Origin of the sequence: Salibacterium lacus, assembly GCF_042684865.1 — a bacterium.
Classification (GTDB): domain Bacteria; phylum Bacillota; class Bacilli; order Bacillales; family Marinococcaceae; genus Salibacterium; species Salibacterium lacus.
The window spans coordinates 63905-82078 of sequence record NZ_JBHUML010000005.1; the positions used below are offsets into that span (position 1 = coordinate 63905).

Genomic DNA, 18174 nt, shown 5'->3' on the forward strand with positions numbered 1-18174 from the left:
TTCTTAATTTCGAATCATATAGTCAAAGGCTCCCAGTGCTGCAGCCGCACCGGATCCCATCGACGTGATGATCTGTTTGTACGGCATGTCCGTGCAGTCTCCGGCCGCGAATACGCCGGGAACATCGGTGGCACCTGTTTTATCCACAACGATTTCACCGAACTTATTCTTTTCAACAGTGTCTTCGAGCCATCCCGTATTAGGATCAAGGCCGATCTGGACAAAAACACCGGCGAGTTCGATGCTGTGCTCCTCATCGGATTCGCGGTCTACATAACTCAGCCCCTGCACCTTACTGTCACCGTAAATTTCAGAGGTGCGTGCATTGGTGATGACCGACACGTTCGAAAGGCTGTTCACCCGCTCCTGCAGCACACTGTCTGCATTCAGCTCAGGAAGGAATTCGAGAATCGTAACGTGTTTGACGATACCGGCCAGATCGATGGCAGCTTCAATACCGGAGTTGCCTCCGCCGATAACGGCAACGTCTTTTCCTTCAAACATCGGGCCGTCACAATGCGGGCAGTAGGCGACGCCTTTATTGGTGAATTCCGCTTCGCCTGGTATACCGATTGTTTTCCAGCTGGCGCCGGTGGAAAGAACAATCGTTTTGCTTTGCAGAGCGGCACCGTTTTCCAGTTCCAGCTCAAATTCATCTTTTTTCTCCAGTGATTTGGCGGACATGGCATCCAGAATATCTACATTATAGTCACGGACGTGTTCCTCAAGGCTCGCTGTCAGCTGCGGGCCTTCTGTATACTTGGTCGCGACAAAGTTTTCAATGCCTTTCGTATCCGCTACCTGGCCGCCGAAACGGTCCGCTACGATACCGGTACGGATGCCTTTTCTTGCCGCATAGATCGCTGCGCTCGCGCCGGCCGGACCGCCGCCGATGATAAGCATATCGTAAGGATCTTTACTATTGAGAGCTTCCACATCGACCGTGGTATTGCCGAGTTTTTCGAGAATGCTTTTCAGCGTCTGGCGCCCGTCCACAAAGGAGTCTCCGTTCAAGTAGACGGACGGTACGGCCATCACGTCTTTATTTTCCGCCTCATCTTTAAAGGCCGATCCTTCAATCATCGTATGAGTGATATCCGGGTTGATGACACTCATAAGGTTCAATGCCTGCACGACATCCGGGCAGTTATGGCAGGAAAGGCTGACAAATGTCTCAAAATGAAGCGGTCCCTGCAGCTGCCTGATCTGTTCGAGCACGTTCTCCTCTTCTTTCGGAGCACGGCCGCTCACCTGCAGTAAAGCAAGGACCAGAGATGTGAATTCATGACCGAGCGGAACACCGGAAAAAACAACCCCGGTATCTTCGCCGGGACGGTTGACGCTGAAACTCGGTACTCTTGGGAATTCACTCTGCTGCATCGTAATTTTATCACTCATACCGGTGATTTCCTGCACCAGCTCATCTACTTCTTTGGAAACATCATCGGATCCAAACTGTACTTTAAGAACAATATCGTTTTCGAGCAGCTTCAAATACTCTTTAAGTTGTGATTTAATCTCCTGATCGAGCATATGGACCCTCTCTTTCGCTTTAACTCAACAGTAAGGAAGTTCGACGCTTTAAAAAGCATCGAACCCCCTGAAAGCATCATGTCTTCGTCTTCTTCACGAATAATGGTTCTTCTCTTAGATTTTACCTACCAGATCAAGGCTCGGCTTCAGTGTTTCACCGGTTTCATCCCATTTGGCAGGGCATACTTCATCCGGATTTTCACGTACATACTGTGCGGCTTTGATTTTGCTGATGATCGTGCTTGCGTCACGGCCGATGCCGTCTGCGTTGACTTCCACGGTCTGAATGACGCCGTCCGGATCAATGATGAAGGTGCCGCGGTCAGCCAGGCCTTCCTCTTCGCGCAGCACATCAAAGTTGCGGGAAAGCTGCTGCGACGGATCACCGATCATGGTATACTCAATCTTATTGATGGATTCCGACGCTTCATGCCATGCCTTGTGCACAAAATGTGTATCTGTGGAAACCGAATATACTTCGGTTCCAAGTTTTTTCAGCTCTTCATACTGCTCCTGCATGTCTTCAAGTTCTGTCGGGCACACAAAGGAGAAGTCTGCCGGATAAAAAACGACAACGCTCCATTGACCTTTGAAATTTTCTTCAGATACATCGATAAACTCACCTTGATGAAATGCCTTGGCTTGAAATGGCTCTACTTCTTTTCCTATTAGTGACATGGTATAGGTCCTCCTTCTTGATAAACAATATTGGATGTACATTTTCTATCGTACCATTAACATTGCCATTCATGAAAATATAATGGTTTTTTTCTTATAAGAACTATTAAAAATTGTCATCCAATTATCAAACACATTCTTTATAACTACATGTTCTTTTCCCCCGATTAATCAGCAGATAAACACCAAACTTTATGAAAGCGCTTTATATGTCATTATTAATGTAAGCAGCTAATTGAGAACGGGAGACTCTGTCAGCGCCCTGGAATGGTTACAGCACCTTATCTCGACACAAATCGATTTCGCGTTTCCCAAAACCTGTAGAGATAGTCTCTAGCTTCTCCTGTGTTCTCAATTCCTATCCGGGGGCCCGAAGAAATCTCTGCGGGATTTTCACCCGGCACAATGTACAGCGGTTTTTCAGAAAAATGGCCTCCGTAATCATTCATTGTAATACCAAGTGCTTTCGTTAATTTTCCGGGGCCGTTCGTTAATTCTGTGTCCTTCTGACGCTTCCGGCGCGCGCGCATGAGCTCGATTCCTTCCACCGGCTCAAGCGCCCGGATCAACACAGCTTCCGGCCTTCCTTCCGGCTCGGTCACCACATTCACAAGACAGTGGGTGTGCATTTCAAATGTATACACATGTCCTGGGGCGCGGAACATAATTTCCGTTCTTTTTGTTCTTTTACCGCCGTAGCTGTGGGCGGCCCGGTCTTCAGGACCTGTATAGGCTTCGGTCTCCACAATTCTCCCGGCGGCGGTCCCTTCTTCTGTTTCTTTTACGAGCGTACACCCGAGCAGATCAACTGCTGTTTGCAGCGTAGATCCACAAAAAATTTTTTCGAAATCAAAATATCCCATTATTACGCTTCACCTCGTACATGTTGGTATTTACATCTAAGTCAAACACTATATATGCGGTTCAGGCGCCCTTGACAGGACGGGAGTACAAGCGATATAGTTTGTCTACAAACATGGATATATGACGGAAACAGGCACCCTGATTTTTTCTTTTTCAGAATGGCGTTAATCTGCCGTAGCTGCAGCCGGAATTTTCACTTCTTTCATAGGAAACACCGGCTGATCTGTCTGTTTTATGACGCCAAGCGGTCTGTTGGGAGACAGACAGGTGTCAGATGCACGTATCCAGCCGGGTATTTTTACTTACGCTTCTCCCGTGCGCCGTAACTGTAAAAATACCTTTTTTTACGGCTTTAATCTTTCATTATGGACACTTTATTTTACCAAGGAGGCACCCACATGGAAAATAACTGGACCAGCAGTACCCCCGGCTACCCGCGGCTGGGGGAAAACCGTGAATGGAAGCGGGCCCTTGAAAGCTATTGGTCGGAAAAAACCAGCCGGGATGAATTTCTGCAGACGATGAAAGAACTCCGGCTTCAGTATCTCCAAAAACAGAAGAATAAAGGTATCGCGCTTGTTCCTTCCGGTGATTTTTCCTACTATGACCACATACTGGATACAGCTGTCATGTTCGGAGTCGTTCCCGAACGGTTTCAAGGCAGCGGGAATACGCTGCAGACCTATTTCAACATGGCACGCGGCACAGATGAAGCACCGGCGTGTGAAATGACAAAATGGTTCAACACCAATTATCATTATATCGTGCCGGAACTCGGCGGAATCACCCCATCCCTTCAGGAAAACAAACCGCTTCAGGATTATAAAGAAGCCAAAGAGGAGCTGGGGATGGAAACAAAGCCGGTTCTTATCGGACCATTCACGTTTTTGAAGCTGTCCAAAGGCTATGACACTGCCGACTTTGAAGCGAAACTGGAGCAGCTTCTTCCGCTTTACACGAAGGTGCTGCAGCAGCTTCAGGAAGCCGGCGCCTCCTGGGTCCAGATAGATGAACCTTCTCTCGTGCCGACAATAAGCGAAGAGGAATTCCGTTCTGTACAGCACATCTACGAGACGTTCGCCGCAGATGTTCCGGAACTTTCCATTCTACTTCAGACCTACTTTGAAGGTGTTCATTTTTACGAAAAGGTAACAAGCCTGCCGACTGCCGGTATCGGGCTGGATTTTGTTCATGGATATGAGAAAAACATGGCTGCCTTGAAACAATTCGGATTCCCGGAAGAAAAAACGCTCGCCGCCGGCCTTATTGACGGCCGCAACATATGGCGCGCCGATTTGAAAGCAAAGGAAGAACTGCTGAAAGAGATTGACGAACTCACACCAGAGTCGGATAAAATCATTCAGCCGTCCTGCAGTCTGCTTCACGTACCGGTGACCAAAACATTGGAAACAAAGCTTGACTCCGTCCTTTACGGCGCTCTCTCGTTTGCTGACGAAAAACTGGAAGAAGTTGCTGCACTAACGGACGCCCTCAACGGACACGGAGCTGCAGAGACTATGGAAGAAAACCAGCAGGCGCTGAAAACCTTCGCCAACACGTACCGCCAGCAGTCGGCAGACTTAACAAAAGAGCGCAGGTCCCTGCCGTCCAAACGGGAACTTCCCTTTGCCGAGCGGAAAAAATACCAGGACGAGAAATGGGAACTTCCGCTTCTGCCGACAACAACCATCGGCAGTTTCCCGCAGACAAAAGAAGTCCGCGTGGCGCGTCAGCAGTTCCGTAAAGGAGAAAAGAGCCCGGAAGCCTATAACGAATTTATCCGCGGCAAAATCAAGGAATGGATGGAACTGCAGGATGATATTGGTCTGGATGTTCTTGTACATGGAGAATTTGAGCGCAATGACATGGTCGAATTTTTCGGGGAAAAACTGAATGGATTTGCCTTTACAAGCTACGGCTGGGTGCAGTCCTACGGATCGCGCTGCGTCAAGCCGCCGGTCATTTACGACGATGTCACGTTTGAAGCGCCGATGACTGTGGAAGAATCCCGTTACGCACAATCGTTGACTGATAAACCGGTAAAAGGTATGCTGACTGGTCCGGTGACGATTCTGAACTGGTCGTTTGAGCGGGACGACATTCCAAGAAAAGAAACTTCTTACCAGATTGCCGTGGCCCTCAGCCGAGAAGTGCAGGCACTGGAGGAAGCCGGCATCGACATGATCCAGGTGGATGAACCGGCAGTACGGGAAGGTCTCCCGCTCAAACGGGAGGAATGGGACGAGTACCTGGACTGGTCCGTAACCGCGTTCCGCCTGGCCACGTCCAATGTAAAGCCGTCTACACAAATTCATACGCATATGTGTTACAGCGAATTTCAGGACATGATCGAATCCATCCGTGCGCTCGATGCCGATGTCATTTCCATCGAAACATCCCGCAGCCACGGCGAGCTGATCGAGTCCTTTGAAACAGCTGTATACGAGAAAGGAATCGGCCTCGGTGTTTATGATATTCACAGCCCGCGGGTTCCTTCTGTCGACGAAATGAAAGAAATGATTGACCGTGCGTTGCGTGTACTGCCGGCAGACCTGTTCTGGATCAATCCGGACTGCGGCCTGAAAACAAGGAACACACCGGAAACGGTCGACTCGCTGAAACATATGGTTCAGGCAGCAAGAGAAAGCAGAGAAGCACGCCAGATGCCTACGAAGTAAAACAGCAGAGGGGGCCGCTGTACAGCCCCCCTATTGATGGAGGAATCAAAGTGACAGTAATTACGAAAGACAACGGCAACAGGGAGCTCCCTTTTGACAGGGATCGTCTGAGCCGTTTCATCGACGACGTAACAGCCGGCTACCCCAATCTATCCGTCCTGGACTTCAAAAATGACGTAACCACCAATATTGAATTCAAGGACACGTACGCGTCCGAACAGATCACCCATCTGCTTGCGTTAAACGCATCCGAACGGATTGACCGCAACGAACCGGACTGGACGTATGTCGCTGCCGGTATTTACCTGCGCCGGCTGTATAAAGAAGCATCAAAAAACCGTGCATACGACACAGATGAAAAATACGGCTCCCTTTACGGTCTGCTGAAAGTACTCGGCTCCAAAGGTGTTTATGATCAGACCCTCCTGCGCGACTACTCCAAAGAAGAAATCATGGAGCTTGAAAAAGCAATCGAGCCGGAACGGGATAAGCTGTTTACATATGTCGGGATTCTTACACTTGCCCACAAGTACCTGGCAAATGATAAAAACAACGATGTATTTGAGCTCCCGCAGGAACGCTTCATGATTATCGCGATGAAATTGATGATAAATGAACCGGCCGCCAAGCGTCTGGAACTCGTAAAAGAAGCTTACTGGGCCCTGTCGAACCTCTACATGACCGTAGCTACACCGACGCTGACCAACGCCGGTAAAAACACCGGCCAGCTCAGTTCCTGCTTCATCGATACTGTCGATGACAGCCTGCGTAACATTTTTGATTCCAACACCGACGTTGCCAACCTGTCGAAAAACGGAGGCGGAGTCGGCATCTACTTTGGCAAACTCCGCAGCCGCGGTTCGGACATTAAAGGCTATAAAGGCGTCGCCGGCGGTATAATGGGCTGGATGAAACAGTTGAACAACACCGCCGTATCGGTCGATCAGCTCGGGCAGCGCCAAGGCGCGTTCGCCGTTTACCTTGACGTATGGCATAAAGACATTTTCGAATTTCTCGACGCAAAACTAAACACCGGCGACGAACGCCTGCGCACCCATGATATTTTCACCGGCGCCTGCATTCCGGATCTCTTCATGGAAAAAGTGGAGAACCGCGAAGACTGGTACCTGTTTGATCCACATGAAGTGCAGACCGTAATGGGCTGGTCTCTTGAAGACTTCTACGATGAAAAAGAAGGAGCCGGTTCCTTCCGTGAAAAATATCAGCAGTGCATCGACCACCCGGATCTGAGCCGCGAGCGCGTGCCTGCCGTTGATATCATGAAACGCATCATGAAGTCGCAGCTTGAAACCGGCACGCCGTACATGTTCTACCGCGACACCGTGAACCGGGACAACCCGAACAAGCACGCCGGCATCGTGTACAGTTCCAACCTCTGCACCGAAATCATGCAGAACATGAGCCCGACAACGGTGAAAGAGGAATACCTGACCGAAGAAGGAACCATCATCACCGAGAAGTCCCCGGGAGATATGGTTGTCTGCAACCTCTCCTCGATTTCGCTTGCCAAGTCGGTGCGTGAAGACGTGCTGGAGCGTCTCGTTCCCATCCAGGTCCGCATGCTTGATAACGTCATTGACCTGAATACGATTGACGTGCTGCAGGCACGTTACACCAACGAACGGTACCGCGCCGTCGGACTCGGCACATTCGGCTGGCATCACCTGCTTGCCCTCGAGGGGATAAGCTGGGAGACAGACGAAGCCGTAGAGCTGGCTGACCGTTTGTATGAAAAAATCAATTACCTGACGCTGAAAGCTTCCCGCGACCTTGCGATAGAAAAAGGGTCCTATCCATTATTTGAAGGAAGCGAATGGCAGTCCGGGCGGTATCTGGAGCGTACGTACCGCACGGAAGCAGAAGGCTGGAGCGATGACGCGTGGCGCGAACTGTCCGAATCCATTCAGGAAAACGGACTCCGCAACGGCTATCTGATTGCCGTAGCACCGAACGCTACGACGTCCCTGATCGCCGGTTCCACCGCGAGCATCGATCCGGTCTTCCGGCAGGAACACGTGGAAGAGAAAAAAGGCTTCCGCTCTCCTGTTACAGCACCGGACATCAGTTCAAAGACGATTTGGTATTACAAATCGGCGTTCAACCTCGACCAGTCGTGGAGCATTAAGCAAAACGCCGCCCGGCAGAAGCACATTGACCAGGCTGTCAGCTTCAACCTGTATATTCCCCGCAGCATCAAGGCCAAAGACCTGCTCGGTCTGCACATGCAGGCGTGGCATTCCGGTCTGAAAACGACGTATTACACAAGATCCACCTCGTCCGTCGTAGAAGACTGCGAAAGCTGCGAAAGCTGATAACAAAGCCGGAAAGGAGCATAAAACATGTCGACCATTCATAAACGCGAACTGTATGACACCCAGGCACCGAACAAATCTACCGGAATTATTAACGGACAAAGCTCCAACATTCTGAACTGGGACGACACCGCCCGCAAATGGGCCTATCCGATGTACAAGAATATGCTGCGCAACTTCTGGATTCCGGATGAGGTTCCGCTTGTTAACGATAAAAGCCAGTACGAAACCCTGACAGAAGACGAGCGGGAGGCGTTCAACAAAATCATCGGCCTGCTTGCTTTTCTGGACAGCGTACAGACCGACTTTTCCTCCAAAGTGGCTGATTACCTGACGGATTCGAGTCTGTCCGCCCTCATGTCGGTTCTTGCGTTCCAGGAAGTTGTCCACAACGAATCCTACACGTACGTGCTGTCGAGTGTAACCGACAGCAAGACGCAGGAAGAGATTTTTGAGTACTGGAAAACCGACGAAGTACTGCTGGAGCGTAACAAGTTTATCGCTGACGGCTACACCGAGTTTACGGAGAATCCAACCAAAGAGAATTTCGTCCGCGCCATCGTTTATGACGTGGTCCTTGAAGGGCTGTTTTTCTACTCCGGGTTTGCGTTTTTCTACAACCTCGCCCGCAACGAAAAAATGCTCGGCACCGCTAAGATGATAAACTTCATCAACCGCGATGAGCAGCTTCACGTCCGGCTGTTCTGCAACATTCTCAAAGAAACTCTTGAGGAGAACCCGGAACTCAACACCGATGAATTTGCCCAGTTCGTGCATGACACGTTCCTGCGTGCGGCCGAACTCGAAATTAAATGGGGGAATTACATCATCGGCAACAAAATCGAAGGCATCAACTCCAACGAGCTGGAGAGCTATATTAAATTTATGGCCAATAAACGTATTAAAGAACTCGGTTTCCCTCACGTTTTTGAAGGCTATACAAAGAATCCAATGCGCTGGATTTCTGTCTATAACGACAATACAACCGGCAAGGCCGATTTCTTTGAAACGACCGTTACCGACTACAACCTTGTTGATTCCGATAACGACTTTGACTCCCTGTAATGAAACGTAACAAATGCAGCAATGCCAAAGAGGCCCGGTTTCCGCGGGCCTCTTTCTTTTTGCACTGGAAGAAGGATGGAGATACATATGAACGAAGAAAAAAGCACCTGGATGACGCCCAAAAATCTGATACTGGTGTTCGGTATTATTTTTGTGGCGTTTAATTTACGTCCGGCCATCACGTCGGTCGGTCCACTGATCGGCATCATCCGCGAAGACACCGGCATCACAAACGGGGCAGCTGGTCTATTGAATACACTGCCGCTCCTGGCGTTTGCCGCCCTTTCCCCTCTCGCGCCTGCGGCCGGAAAGCGGTTTGGCAAGGAACGGATCGTGTATGCCGGATTACTGCTTCTCACGGCGGGCATTGTGCTGCGCGCAGCTGACATACTCCCTGCCGTTTACGTTGGAACCGCCATGGCCGGCGGGGGTATCGCGATTGGGAACGTTCTGCTTCCCGGCGTGGTGAAAGAGCGATTCCCACAGCATGTCGGCACGATGACAGGGTTGTACACGACATCCATGGTCCTTTTTGCAAGTGCCGCTTCGGGGCTCAGCCTCCCTCTCACCAATGGGTTGAATCTTGACTGGCATATGTCGCTCGGTTCGTGGGCGCTGTTATGTGTGCCCGCTCTTCTGCTTTGGCTCCCGCAGCTCAGGCAGAAACCAGAGTCTGACAGCCGGGGCTTATCAGTGGAAAATGAAGCATCGGTCTGGCGTTCCCCACTCGCCTGGCAGGTTACGCTGTTTATGGGCCTGCAGTCATTTTTATTCTACTGTCTGATCACATGGCTTCCGGAAATGCTGCAGGCGCGCGGGCTCGATCCGGCTGCAGCGGGATGGCTGCTGTCCATCATGCAGTTTGTCAGTCTTCCGCTGTCCTTTTTCATTCCGGTTCTGGCCGCCCGTCTTTCCCATCAAAAAGGGATTGTGGCCGGAATCAGTCTTCTTTACATCATAGGTCTCTCCGGGCTGTTTATCGATGGACCTGTCATTTTACCAATTATCAGCGTTTTGCTGTTCGGACTAGCCCAGGGGGGAGCACTCAGTCTTTCATTAACGCTGCTCGGACTGCGGGCGCGTACGGCATCGCAGGCATCGCGTCTTTCCGGTATGGCCCAGTCTTTCGGTTATCTTCTCGCTGCCGTTGGTCCTTTTTCGACAGGACTGCTGTTTGATATGTACCAGAGCTGGATGCCCGCCCTTATCATTTTTGTCATCGTGACAGCCGGTATGTTCTGGTCGGGAACAAAAGCGGGAGAAGACCGTTATATTCTGCCCTCTTGATTTGCTGCGGCTGTGAAGGTTTCTTTCAGAAGAGCCAGACGTTCCAGCTTATTTAAGCCAAAGCAGTATTCCCCCGTCATATCAAACGAAAAAGGAATCCGCGGTGTTTTCACGTAACGAAGCGCGTCCATGGAGGTGAACCAGTCCTTCCTCCAAACGCGGGGCGGCTCTCTGTCCTGCCAGACCGTGCCGAGTTCCGGGCTGTACAGCCGCGGTGCATCCTCTCTGATTTTTTCAGCGATCATCCGTTCTTTCAGATATGAGGTGCGCCCGCGGGTTGTAAACAGACCGGGCCAGTAGTCACGGCGCGATCCGGAATGAGACACCTCTTTCATCCACGTGTTCACCCCGTCCTGTACCTCTTTTATACCGAAAAGCACCGCATACATCCGTTTGCCGGCTTCAATTCGTTCGGACAACGATGCAAAATGTTCAAGAGTCAGCCCGGCGAGACGGATGCTGCTCCCTTCCCGGTACGGAAACACGACCTGAGTCATCTGCAGCAGTTCCTGCGTAATAAAAGGAAATGTCTGCAGCACACGTTGTTGAAAAGAATCGCTTTGGATGACCCGTTTTTCAATATAATGCTGTTCATTAATAATGAGTGCTGTCGTGAGCAGCGCCGGATCACGGTGAATCCAGAAGTGATCCCAAAACGGCTGCATGAACCGGGAGACGTGAAAAGACGGAAGCAGGTGAAAAAGATTCCGTCCCCGGCGTTTGCCTTCCTCGTACAACAACAGCTGCGGATACGCATCCTGAAAGATGAGGAAATTAGCCGTTTCATACAAATCAAACAAGTCGTTTCGTTTTTCTTCGGATAACAGCTCCGGCAGCCATTCTCCTTTTAAGTCCGTCATGCACCAGCCGCTGCTGCGCGACACCATGTGGGCAAGCAGCGCCCAGTGCAGTTCCTCGTTTCGAAGATACATACGGCGGTAGCATTCCGTGCGTGTAACGTTATTACGAGCCCCCTCCCTTGTCTGACCTTTGATGCGTTCCACGATGTCTTTTTCTTCCGGACCAGCCGCCTGTCCCCCGCGTTCATGCTGCTGCAGCTTCCGGCGGATGTCCGCTCTGCTTTCCGGTGTAATCCGGAACATATCCCGGTGCCGCTTTGCCCTGAAATGACGAACCATACTCCCCGTCTTCGACTTCATCGGAAAAACCAAACGCCCCACTGGATGCAATCCCACCCCCTCCCTTCCTGTTTTTTAACAGTATCATTTTCATGGAATGCTTGTGTCAGGATAAAAAAAGCTTTGCTGCAGACACTGAGGGTTGGAGGTGATGATGGTGCTGTCGCTGCGGAGTCTGTTTCACAACATCCGGTCCAACTTTTTGTATGTTCCATCTCTTTACGGCATCAGTGCCTGCGTGCTCGCTGTTGTCAGTGTGTACCTGGATACCCGCTTTCTGCCGCAGGCTGTACCTGCCTGGATTCCTTCTCCGCTGTTTATACCAATCGAACTGTCGCGGACGATTTTAGGTGCCATTTCAGCCGCACTGCTTACGATGACAACCATCACCTTTTCGACCATCCTTGTCGTCTTAACCACCTACCTCTCTGAATTCTCGCCGCGGACGCTTCAGAATTTCATCAGTGATGCCAAAACGCAGCGGGTGCTCGCTTTTTTCACAGCCGGTATCATTTATTCCCTTCTGCTCCTGTTGTTTCTGCGTGGTGGAGAAGATGCTGTCTTTCTGTCTCCTTCCCTCGCTGTATTTTTTGCTATCATTTGCGTGTTTATGTTTGTTTTTTTCATCCATCACGTTTCCAGCTGGATTCAGGTAAGCAGTCTGCTCCATTACATTACAAAAGATACATTGGAAAAAATAGAGAAAGAACTGCCGGACGCACCTTCATGGGCTCCGGCTGCTCCGTGGGAGGACTGGGAAAGCGAGGATATCAAAACGGTGGAACCAGCACCGGTGCGCTCCGCGGATTCCGGTTATATTCAACATATCGATACCAAGGGGTTGATACGCAGGGCGGCACGTGATGACTGCATCGTGCGGATTAACGCCGAAGTCAGTGATTATATCGAAAAGGGGGCACCGTTTCTCTCGGTGTGGGAGCAGGGAAAACAGATCCGTTCCGGTCATTACAGGCCTTTTGTGACCCTTGGTGCGGAAAAGTCGTCGAGTGACACGATCGAACTGGCCTTGATCAAAATCGTGGAGATTGCCCTTCGCGCCCTTTCTCCCGGCATTAATGATCCGAACACGGCGGTGGCCTGTATCAAAAATCTAGGCAAAATCCTCGCCCGGCTAGGCCGCAAGCAGCTGCCCCGGACCTTTCATTACGATGCCTCGGGGGACCTGCGCCTGATCATGAAGCAGCCTGCTTTTTCGGACTATCTGTACACGTCATTTCATCAGATCCGGCAGTACGGATTTCAAGACCTGGCCGTGTTGTCAGCTGCGCTGGATGCCTTCATTCTTATGGCCGATGTCAACACGGATGAGGTGAAAAACATCATTTGGGAATTCACTGAATACGTATTGGAAGGGCTGCAGCGCGAAGATCTGCTGACTCTCGACCGGAAACACCTGAACCGCAAACTCCGCACACTTGCCTCCATCTGCCGCCGGAGCCGTCAGTTCAAACCGTTGTGAAATAAGCAATGCACGCCGCTTGCAGCTTATACGCTCTAACCCACACATTTTCTCCTTTATCTGCAAAAGTACAAACTTTAACACATGAACCTACCAAAAAAAAAAGACCCTGCAGCTGAAGGGTCTTTTTACGTCCTCGTTTTTATATTTTTCAGGTTTCAGCGTACTTCGACTTCGACGGTGCCGAGGGTGGTTGTTGTTTCTCCATCCTTTTGATTCAGATAAACCTTGGCTGCGCCTTGGGATTCTCCGTAAAGAGTGATGTCATAAGCAGACGGCGTATCCGCAGCATCCAACGTTTTGGTCATCGTTTTTTCGCTTTCATCCAGGCTTACAACGTTTGGATTGCTGACGCGCAGGACAAGCTCGCCCGATGCTTCATTAATATACGAGGGATCATCCACACCGAACATCTCTTCTACAGAAAGCGTGAGTGTATCGTTCTCCTCATCGAAACCTTTTGTGCCATCTATTGTATTCAGTCCGATATTATTGATTGCTTCTGTCTGCTCGGAGGCCATCTGCTGATCTGTCGTGTAATAATTTTGTATGATTTCATTCAGAGAAAACGAGTCCGTGGATGCATCCGTTTCTGCAGCTGCTGTATTTCCTGCGGACGCTGCTGCTGCAACAACCGCTGTCCCGATCAACGTTCGTTTTATTATGCTGGAGACCCTTTCTTTCAACATGTTTGGTTCCTCCTTTGAATGGATTCGTCTCTGTCGTTCTATTTAATGAGTTCCTTTTCTCCGACGTTCTTAAACATAAAATTAAGAAAATGTTACATTTTAAATACAATAAGATTACAAAGAAAAAGGAATAATAGAGACAAAAAGGAGAAAACTATCGTAAAAAAGGGGGAAAGGGTGTGGAAACGATCACTGAACTTTTTATGGTAGCCGGGCGCATCATCACCATTCTTCCTCTGCTTTTGCTGATGGCCCTTTTTATGGGGAAGCGTGCCATCGGGGAGCTGCCCGTTTTTGACTTTCTGATTGTACTGACGCTCGGTTCCGTCGTCGGTGCGGATATCGCCGACCCGGATATCAAGCACATTCATACAGCCGCCGCCATCGTTTTGATTGCTCTGCTGCAGCGCGGCGTGGCATTGCTTAAAATAAAAAACAGAACGATCGGAAAATACATTACATTCAAGCCGACCGTCGTTATTCAAAACGGCACGTTCATCCGCCGGAATCTGAAAAAAATACGCTATTCCGTGGATAATGTGCTGGAAGCCCTTCGTGAAAAAGATATTTTCAACGTGGACGATGTAGAAACCGCCGTCATTGAAGCGAACGGAAGCCTCAGTGTGTTAAAAAAACCGACTAAATCCACTGTGACGATTGAAGATACACCGTATCTCAAACAGTCTTCTGCAATTGCCTTTCCCGTTGTCATTGAAGGCGTCATTCAACACGACGTGCTCCGCAGTCAGAACGTCGATGAAACATGGCTGCAAAATGAACTTGCCACACAGGGTATCACCGATATCGAGGATGTTTTCTTCGCTTCGCTAACCCGGGACCTCCAACTGTACGTATCCCTGCACTATGCTGATACCCTCCCATTACCCCCTATTCTCCACTAAAAAACCACCTGATAGGCTGCAGGTGGTTTTTGCATTATTTTTCGATGAACATCTGCGTCCAATACTTTCCATCCCCTTCATATCCGATGCCGATATGGGTGAGGTCTTCGTTTAGAATATTTTTTCGGTGTCCTTCGCTGTTCATCCAGCCTTGAACCGCCTGCTCCGGAGTGGTCTGGCCGGCGGCGATATTTTCAGCTGCCGTCTGAAAATCGGCTCCGTATTCTTTCAGCATGCGAAGCGGAGAGCCGTAAGTTGGTGACTGATGGGCAAAATAATCATTAGCTGCCATATCTTCAGATTTTGCCTGCGCTGCTTCAGCCACCGTCCCATTTTCCTGTAAAGGATCAAGTCCCCGTTTCGTGCGTTCCTCGTTCGTGAGTGCTATGACTTCGGCTTTGAGATTTTCCGAGCGCGGATTCCCCTGCTCTCTCTCCTGTTTTTCCTGATTCTCCATCTGTTCTTCCTGTTCTTCCATTTGTTCCTTCTGCCTCTTTGTTTCAGATTCCTGTTCGTCATCCGGAAGCAGGTCAAATGGGGAATTTTCTTCTCCACCTTCCCTTTCATCATCAACGATGGTAAGCGGTTGATTGTCCCCGCCGCCCTGTTCCTCCTGCTGGCAGCCACTGATGAAAAGCAGCAGGCATGCCGCCGTGCAGCCTAAAAAACCTTTCATGATTTCCCTCCTTTTCTCATACCATGAATGAACTACTATTACTATGGACCAGCCTGCTTGATTTTAACCGTGCAGGCCGGCAAAGGAGTGTTTTTTTTGAAAATATGCGACTTCCCTGTTTCCATTCAGACATACCGCCTCATGGAAGAACCGGTGTTTTTTCCATGGATCGTTTATCCCGGCGCAGAAGCCGTCAACCAGGACATATTCTCCCGCGTGTACGGTATGTTTCAAACATTGCAGCAGGATGGGTATTACCAGCCTGGGGTGACAGACGTTCAAGGATCATTCCGCGTCAAAAACAATCAGGACTGTATCGCCAGTTTCACGTTTTCTCTGTTTGCCAATTCCCCGAAGCTTGCGCATCCGGTGGAATACATGGATTCGGTGACAGCGGACGTGTCCCGGGATAAGGTATATTCGCTGTCAGAGCAGTTTCAGCCGGGCAGCAATTGGCAAGAGAACGTGAACCGGATCATTGAAGCGCAGATAAAAGAACGTGACATCCCTCTTTTGAACGGATTCCCGGGAGTCAGTCAGGATCAGAAGTACTATCTTGCAGACAAAAGCCTTGTCATTTATTTTGATAAATACGATATTACTCCCGGCTACGCTGGATTTCCGATGTTTCCTATCTCCGGATACTCCCTGCAGTCCGTCGTCCGCGAGTCTTCTCCGCTTGGAATGATGTTAAGCGGCGGATGACATGATATAATAAGATGACACAACAAGTACATCTGGAGGTTCTATGCTTACATTCGAAGAAAAAATGGAAATACTTGATGGATTCCCTGAGCTGACGAGTAAGGAAGTATCGCTCGGCCGGGTGAATTACCAGTACGAAGACAGTGTGATTGATAAAAAGAATGTCGTCTATCATCTTCATCCAAACGGAAACGGTTTCGTCTATGCCGGGCAGATCAAAGGCATGAAGACGGATGAAAAAGGGATGGTCAACATCCGCGAATACAGCGCCCAGGAACTGCGGGAGATTGTGTCGGCAGCGATCGAATCAATGTCGCCGCAGGAGGACCCGGAAGAAATGATGATGGAAGAATGGACGAACGAAAACGACCAGATCCTCGTCATGATGAAAGAAGACGGCGGCTGGAACATCTACGCCGGGCTGGAGCTTGAAGGAGCCTTCAACACCTATCCGGAAGCTGCGGACTTTCTTGAAAAAGAAGGATTCACGAAAGCGTAGAATACGAAGGATAAAAAAATAATCCGAACGAGAAATACGGCATGCTGTGTGCTGCTTCCCTCGTTCGGATTTTTTCGCGGCTCTGTTCAAATGGAGTACTTTTTCATCCGCAGCCCTGCACGAAAGCGGATGGAGCGTTCGCTTTTCATTTAATGGGGTTTTATGAAGGTTACAGACAAGAGGCGCGGAGAAGTGTCCATAACCTGAAAATAAGGGACAGGTTGAATCGCGTGGCACAGAAAAATGTCCAGTATATATAAATAACAGACACTTTCCGCCAGCAAGTCCAGTAAGTGTCCCGTAAAATAAAATACTGGACACTCTGGAGCTGAATTTGTCTATAAAAACCATCCCAGGCTTTCAATAGAACAGATACCAGCGTGAATGGATGCCTGTGCGTTCTCCGGTGACTGAGGCTTGCTGTGTTACAATCTCATACACCAAAAGACCCGAACAACGAATCGTCCGGGTCTTTTTTTATACTTGGACTTCTTTTAGATTCTGTTCTTTTTTGTCCTTGAGAAAGGCTTTTTGGTTCACAATCAGACAGGCGGTGCTCATGACAGCGAGAAGAATGAAGCCGATGGCGTAGGCTCCGGTCATGTCGCGCACGACGCCGAGCAGGATCGGCGGGAAAAATCCGCCGAGACCGCCGGCCGCTCCGACGATACCGGTGACGGTCCCTGTGGCTGCCGGGAAAATACTCGGCACAAGCTTGAATACAGCGCCGTTTCCAATACCGGAAGCTGCAGCAAGCAGGAGGCTGGCTGCTGTCATCAGGATCATGTTTTCCCCGCCGGCGGCAATGCCTGCCCCGCCTGCTACTACAGCGAGAAAGACCCCTGTCAGAATCGGTCCCGGAGCTGTTTTATCCGCGGCGTATCCACCGAACGGGCGGATAAAAGTAGCCAGTATAATAAAACCGGCCGTCCGCAGCCCCGCATCCACCGCCGACAGGCCAAACACATCGGTGAGCAGCGTCGGCAGGTACACACTGAACGTCACAAAAATACCGAACGTGACGAAATAAAACAGCGACAATGTCCACGTATGTTTATACTTAAGCACCGACAGTTCGCCTTTGACGGTGCGGGACGTATCCGCACTCGGCGTTTCCGGAGTGAAGAACCAGAGAAGAACAGCCATTGCCGCAATCGGAAGAATCAATGACCAGAACACCCACTCGAGTCCGGCGGCAAGTGCAATCGTCGGCAGAGCGAGACTCGCTGCCGCCGTCCCGGCATTACCTAGCGCATTAACACCAAGCGCGGTTCCCTGTTTTTCTTTCGGCGTCCATTTTGAGACAAAGGTCATCGACACCGCAAACGACGTCCCCGCCATTCCGAGGAAAAAAGCACAGACAAGCAGCGCCGCATAGGAATCAACGAATCCCGCCGCGGTGAGCGGCAGAATCAGAAACAAAAGCAGCAGGGTATACACTTTCCGCCCTCCGTATTTTTCCGTCAAAATGCCAAGCGGGACCCGCATCACCGAACCGAGAAGCACCGGTACCGCGGCGAGCACACTTTTTTCTGTGGCGGACAGGTTGTACGTCTCCCCAATCTGATTGATCAGCGGAGAAAACGCCCCCCACACCATAAAAGCAACCGTCATTCCAATCGTCGTCAAAAGCAGCAGACTATTTC

At 50.1% G+C, this 18174-nt stretch carries 15 protein-coding genes; 8 read left to right on the top strand and 7 right to left on the bottom strand.

Annotation, left to right across the window (positions count from 1 at the left end):
• Nucleotides 1-3: 3 nt before the first annotated feature.
• From ahpF to ACFSUB_RS13405, 3 genes are all read right to left on the bottom strand, one after another.
• Nucleotides 4-1533 (bottom strand): alkyl hydroperoxide reductase subunit F, encoded by a 1530-nt coding sequence (gene ahpF, locus ACFSUB_RS13395; protein WP_380713776.1) that lies wholly within the window; start codon nt 1531-1533, stop codon nt 4-6.
• 114 nt (nt 1534-1647) lie between these two features.
• Nucleotides 1648-2211: an alkyl hydroperoxide reductase subunit C gene (gene ahpC, locus ACFSUB_RS13400; RefSeq protein WP_380713778.1), complete on the bottom strand. Its 564-nt coding sequence runs from the start codon at nt 2209-2211 to the stop codon at nt 1648-1650.
• A gap of 281 nt (nt 2212-2492) precedes the next feature.
• Complete coding sequence (locus ACFSUB_RS13405; RefSeq protein ID WP_380713779.1) at nt 2493-3074, bottom strand: DNA-3-methyladenine glycosylase; 582 nt, start codon at nt 3072-3074, stop codon at nt 2493-2495.
• 399 nt (nt 3075-3473) lie between these two features.
• Here ACFSUB_RS13405 and metE point away from each other — a divergent pair, with 399 nt between their 5' ends.
• From metE to ACFSUB_RS13425, 4 genes are all read left to right on the top strand, one after another.
• Nucleotides 3474-5753 carry a 5-methyltetrahydropteroyltriglutamate--homocysteine S-methyltransferase gene (metE, locus tag ACFSUB_RS13410; RefSeq protein WP_380713780.1) on the top strand — a complete coding sequence of 760 codons (2280 nt, stop codon included), beginning with the start codon at nt 3474-3476 and terminating at the stop codon, nt 5751-5753.
• 50 nt (nt 5754-5803) lie between these two features.
• Nucleotides 5804-8086: a ribonucleoside-diphosphate reductase subunit alpha gene (locus ACFSUB_RS13415; protein ID WP_380713781.1), complete on the top strand. Its 2283-nt coding sequence runs from the start codon at nt 5804-5806 to the stop codon at nt 8084-8086.
• A 27-nt stretch (nt 8087-8113) separates the two neighbouring features.
• The gene (locus ACFSUB_RS13420) at nt 8114-9151 is read left to right on the top strand and encodes a ribonucleotide-diphosphate reductase subunit beta (RefSeq protein ID WP_380713782.1); all 1038 of its coding nucleotides are present in this window, start codon (nt 8114-8116) and stop codon (nt 9149-9151) included.
• Between the two features lie 87 nt (nt 9152-9238).
• Complete coding sequence (locus ACFSUB_RS13425; RefSeq protein ID WP_380713783.1) at nt 9239-10438, top strand: CynX/NimT family MFS transporter; 1200 nt, start codon at nt 9239-9241, stop codon at nt 10436-10438.
• Here ACFSUB_RS13425 and ACFSUB_RS13430 read toward each other — a convergent pair.
• Entirely contained in the window at nt 10420-11634 is a 1215-nt protein-coding gene (locus ACFSUB_RS13430) for a DUF2515 family protein (RefSeq protein ID WP_380713784.1), read from the bottom strand. The two genes, ACFSUB_RS13425 and ACFSUB_RS13430, sit on opposite strands and share 19 nt — an antisense overlap.
• A gap of 94 nt (nt 11635-11728) precedes the next feature.
• On the opposite strand from ACFSUB_RS13430, the gene ACFSUB_RS13435 reads away from it, so the two are divergent.
• On the top strand, nt 11729-13057 hold the full coding sequence (locus tag ACFSUB_RS13435; protein WP_380713785.1) for a DUF2254 domain-containing protein: 1329 nt from the start codon (nt 11729-11731) through the stop codon (nt 13055-13057).
• Between the two features lie 158 nt (nt 13058-13215).
• On the opposite strand, the gene ACFSUB_RS13440 is transcribed toward ACFSUB_RS13435, so the two are convergent.
• A complete protein-coding gene (locus tag ACFSUB_RS13440; protein ID WP_380713786.1) occupies nt 13216-13746 on the bottom strand; it encodes a hypothetical protein in 531 nt (176 codons plus the stop codon).
• A gap of 179 nt (nt 13747-13925) precedes the next feature.
• On the opposite strand from ACFSUB_RS13440, the gene ACFSUB_RS13445 reads away from it, so the two are divergent.
• On the top strand, nt 13926-14648 hold the full coding sequence (locus ACFSUB_RS13445) for a DUF421 domain-containing protein (RefSeq protein ID WP_380713787.1): 723 nt from the start codon (nt 13926-13928) through the stop codon (nt 14646-14648).
• Nucleotides 14649-14682: 34 nt separating this feature from the next.
• On the opposite strand, the gene ACFSUB_RS13450 is transcribed toward ACFSUB_RS13445, so the two are convergent.
• Complete coding sequence (locus tag ACFSUB_RS13450) at nt 14683-15324, bottom strand: CAP domain-containing protein (RefSeq protein ID WP_380713788.1); 642 nt, start codon at nt 15322-15324, stop codon at nt 14683-14685.
• A 96-nt stretch (nt 15325-15420) separates the two neighbouring features.
• Here ACFSUB_RS13450 and ACFSUB_RS13455 point away from each other — a divergent pair, with 96 nt between their 5' ends.
• Together ACFSUB_RS13455 and ACFSUB_RS13460 are read left to right on the top strand one after the other, a co-directional pair.
• Complete coding sequence (locus ACFSUB_RS13455; RefSeq protein ID WP_380713789.1) at nt 15421-16029, top strand: RsiV family protein; 609 nt, start codon at nt 15421-15423, stop codon at nt 16027-16029.
• A 43-nt stretch (nt 16030-16072) separates the two neighbouring features.
• The gene (locus ACFSUB_RS13460) at nt 16073-16528 is read left to right on the top strand and encodes a hypothetical protein (protein WP_380713790.1); all 456 of its coding nucleotides are present in this window, start codon (nt 16073-16075) and stop codon (nt 16526-16528) included.
• 477 nt (nt 16529-17005) lie between these two features.
• Here ACFSUB_RS13460 and ACFSUB_RS13465 read toward each other — a convergent pair whose 3' ends face one another.
• A complete protein-coding gene (locus tag ACFSUB_RS13465; protein WP_380714252.1) occupies nt 17006-18142 on the bottom strand; it encodes an MFS transporter in 1137 nt (378 codons plus the stop codon).
• Nucleotides 18143-18174 lie beyond the last annotated feature (32 nt).

Excerpts from the sequence above, each read along its gene's own strand:
- ahpF (WP_380713776.1), bottom strand. The coding sequence starts at position 1,533 with ATGCTCGATCAGGAGATTAAATCACAACTTAAAGAGTATTTGAAGCTG.
- ahpC (WP_380713778.1), bottom strand. The coding sequence starts at position 2,211 with ATGTCACTAATAGGAAAAGAAGTAGAGCCATTTCAAGCCAAGGCATTT.
- ACFSUB_RS13405 (WP_380713779.1), bottom strand. The coding sequence starts at position 3,074 with ATGGGATATTTTGATTTCGAAAAAATTTTTTGTGGATCTACGCTGCAA.
- metE (WP_380713780.1), top strand. The coding sequence starts at position 3,474 with ATGGAAAATAACTGGACCAGCAGTACCCCCGGCTACCCGCGGCTGGGG.
- ACFSUB_RS13420 (WP_380713782.1), top strand. The coding sequence starts at position 8,114 with ATGTCGACCATTCATAAACGCGAACTGTATGACACCCAGGCACCGAAC.
- ACFSUB_RS13425 (WP_380713783.1), top strand. The coding sequence starts at position 9,239 with ATGAACGAAGAAAAAAGCACCTGGATGACGCCCAAAAATCTGATACTG.
- ACFSUB_RS13435 (WP_380713785.1), top strand. The coding sequence starts at position 11,729 with ATGATGGTGCTGTCGCTGCGGAGTCTGTTTCACAACATCCGGTCCAAC.
- ACFSUB_RS13440 (WP_380713786.1), bottom strand. The coding sequence starts at position 13,746 with ATGTTGAAAGAAAGGGTCTCCAGCATAATAAAACGAACGTTGATCGGG.
- ACFSUB_RS13450 (WP_380713788.1), bottom strand. The coding sequence starts at position 15,324 with ATGAAAGGTTTTTTAGGCTGCACGGCGGCATGCCTGCTGCTTTTCATC.
- ACFSUB_RS13460 (WP_380713790.1), top strand. The coding sequence starts at position 16,073 with ATGCTTACATTCGAAGAAAAAATGGAAATACTTGATGGATTCCCTGAG.
- ACFSUB_RS13465 (WP_380714252.1), bottom strand. The coding sequence starts at position 18,142 with ATGACGGTTGCTTTTATGGTGTGGGGGGCGTTTTCTCCGCTGATCAAT.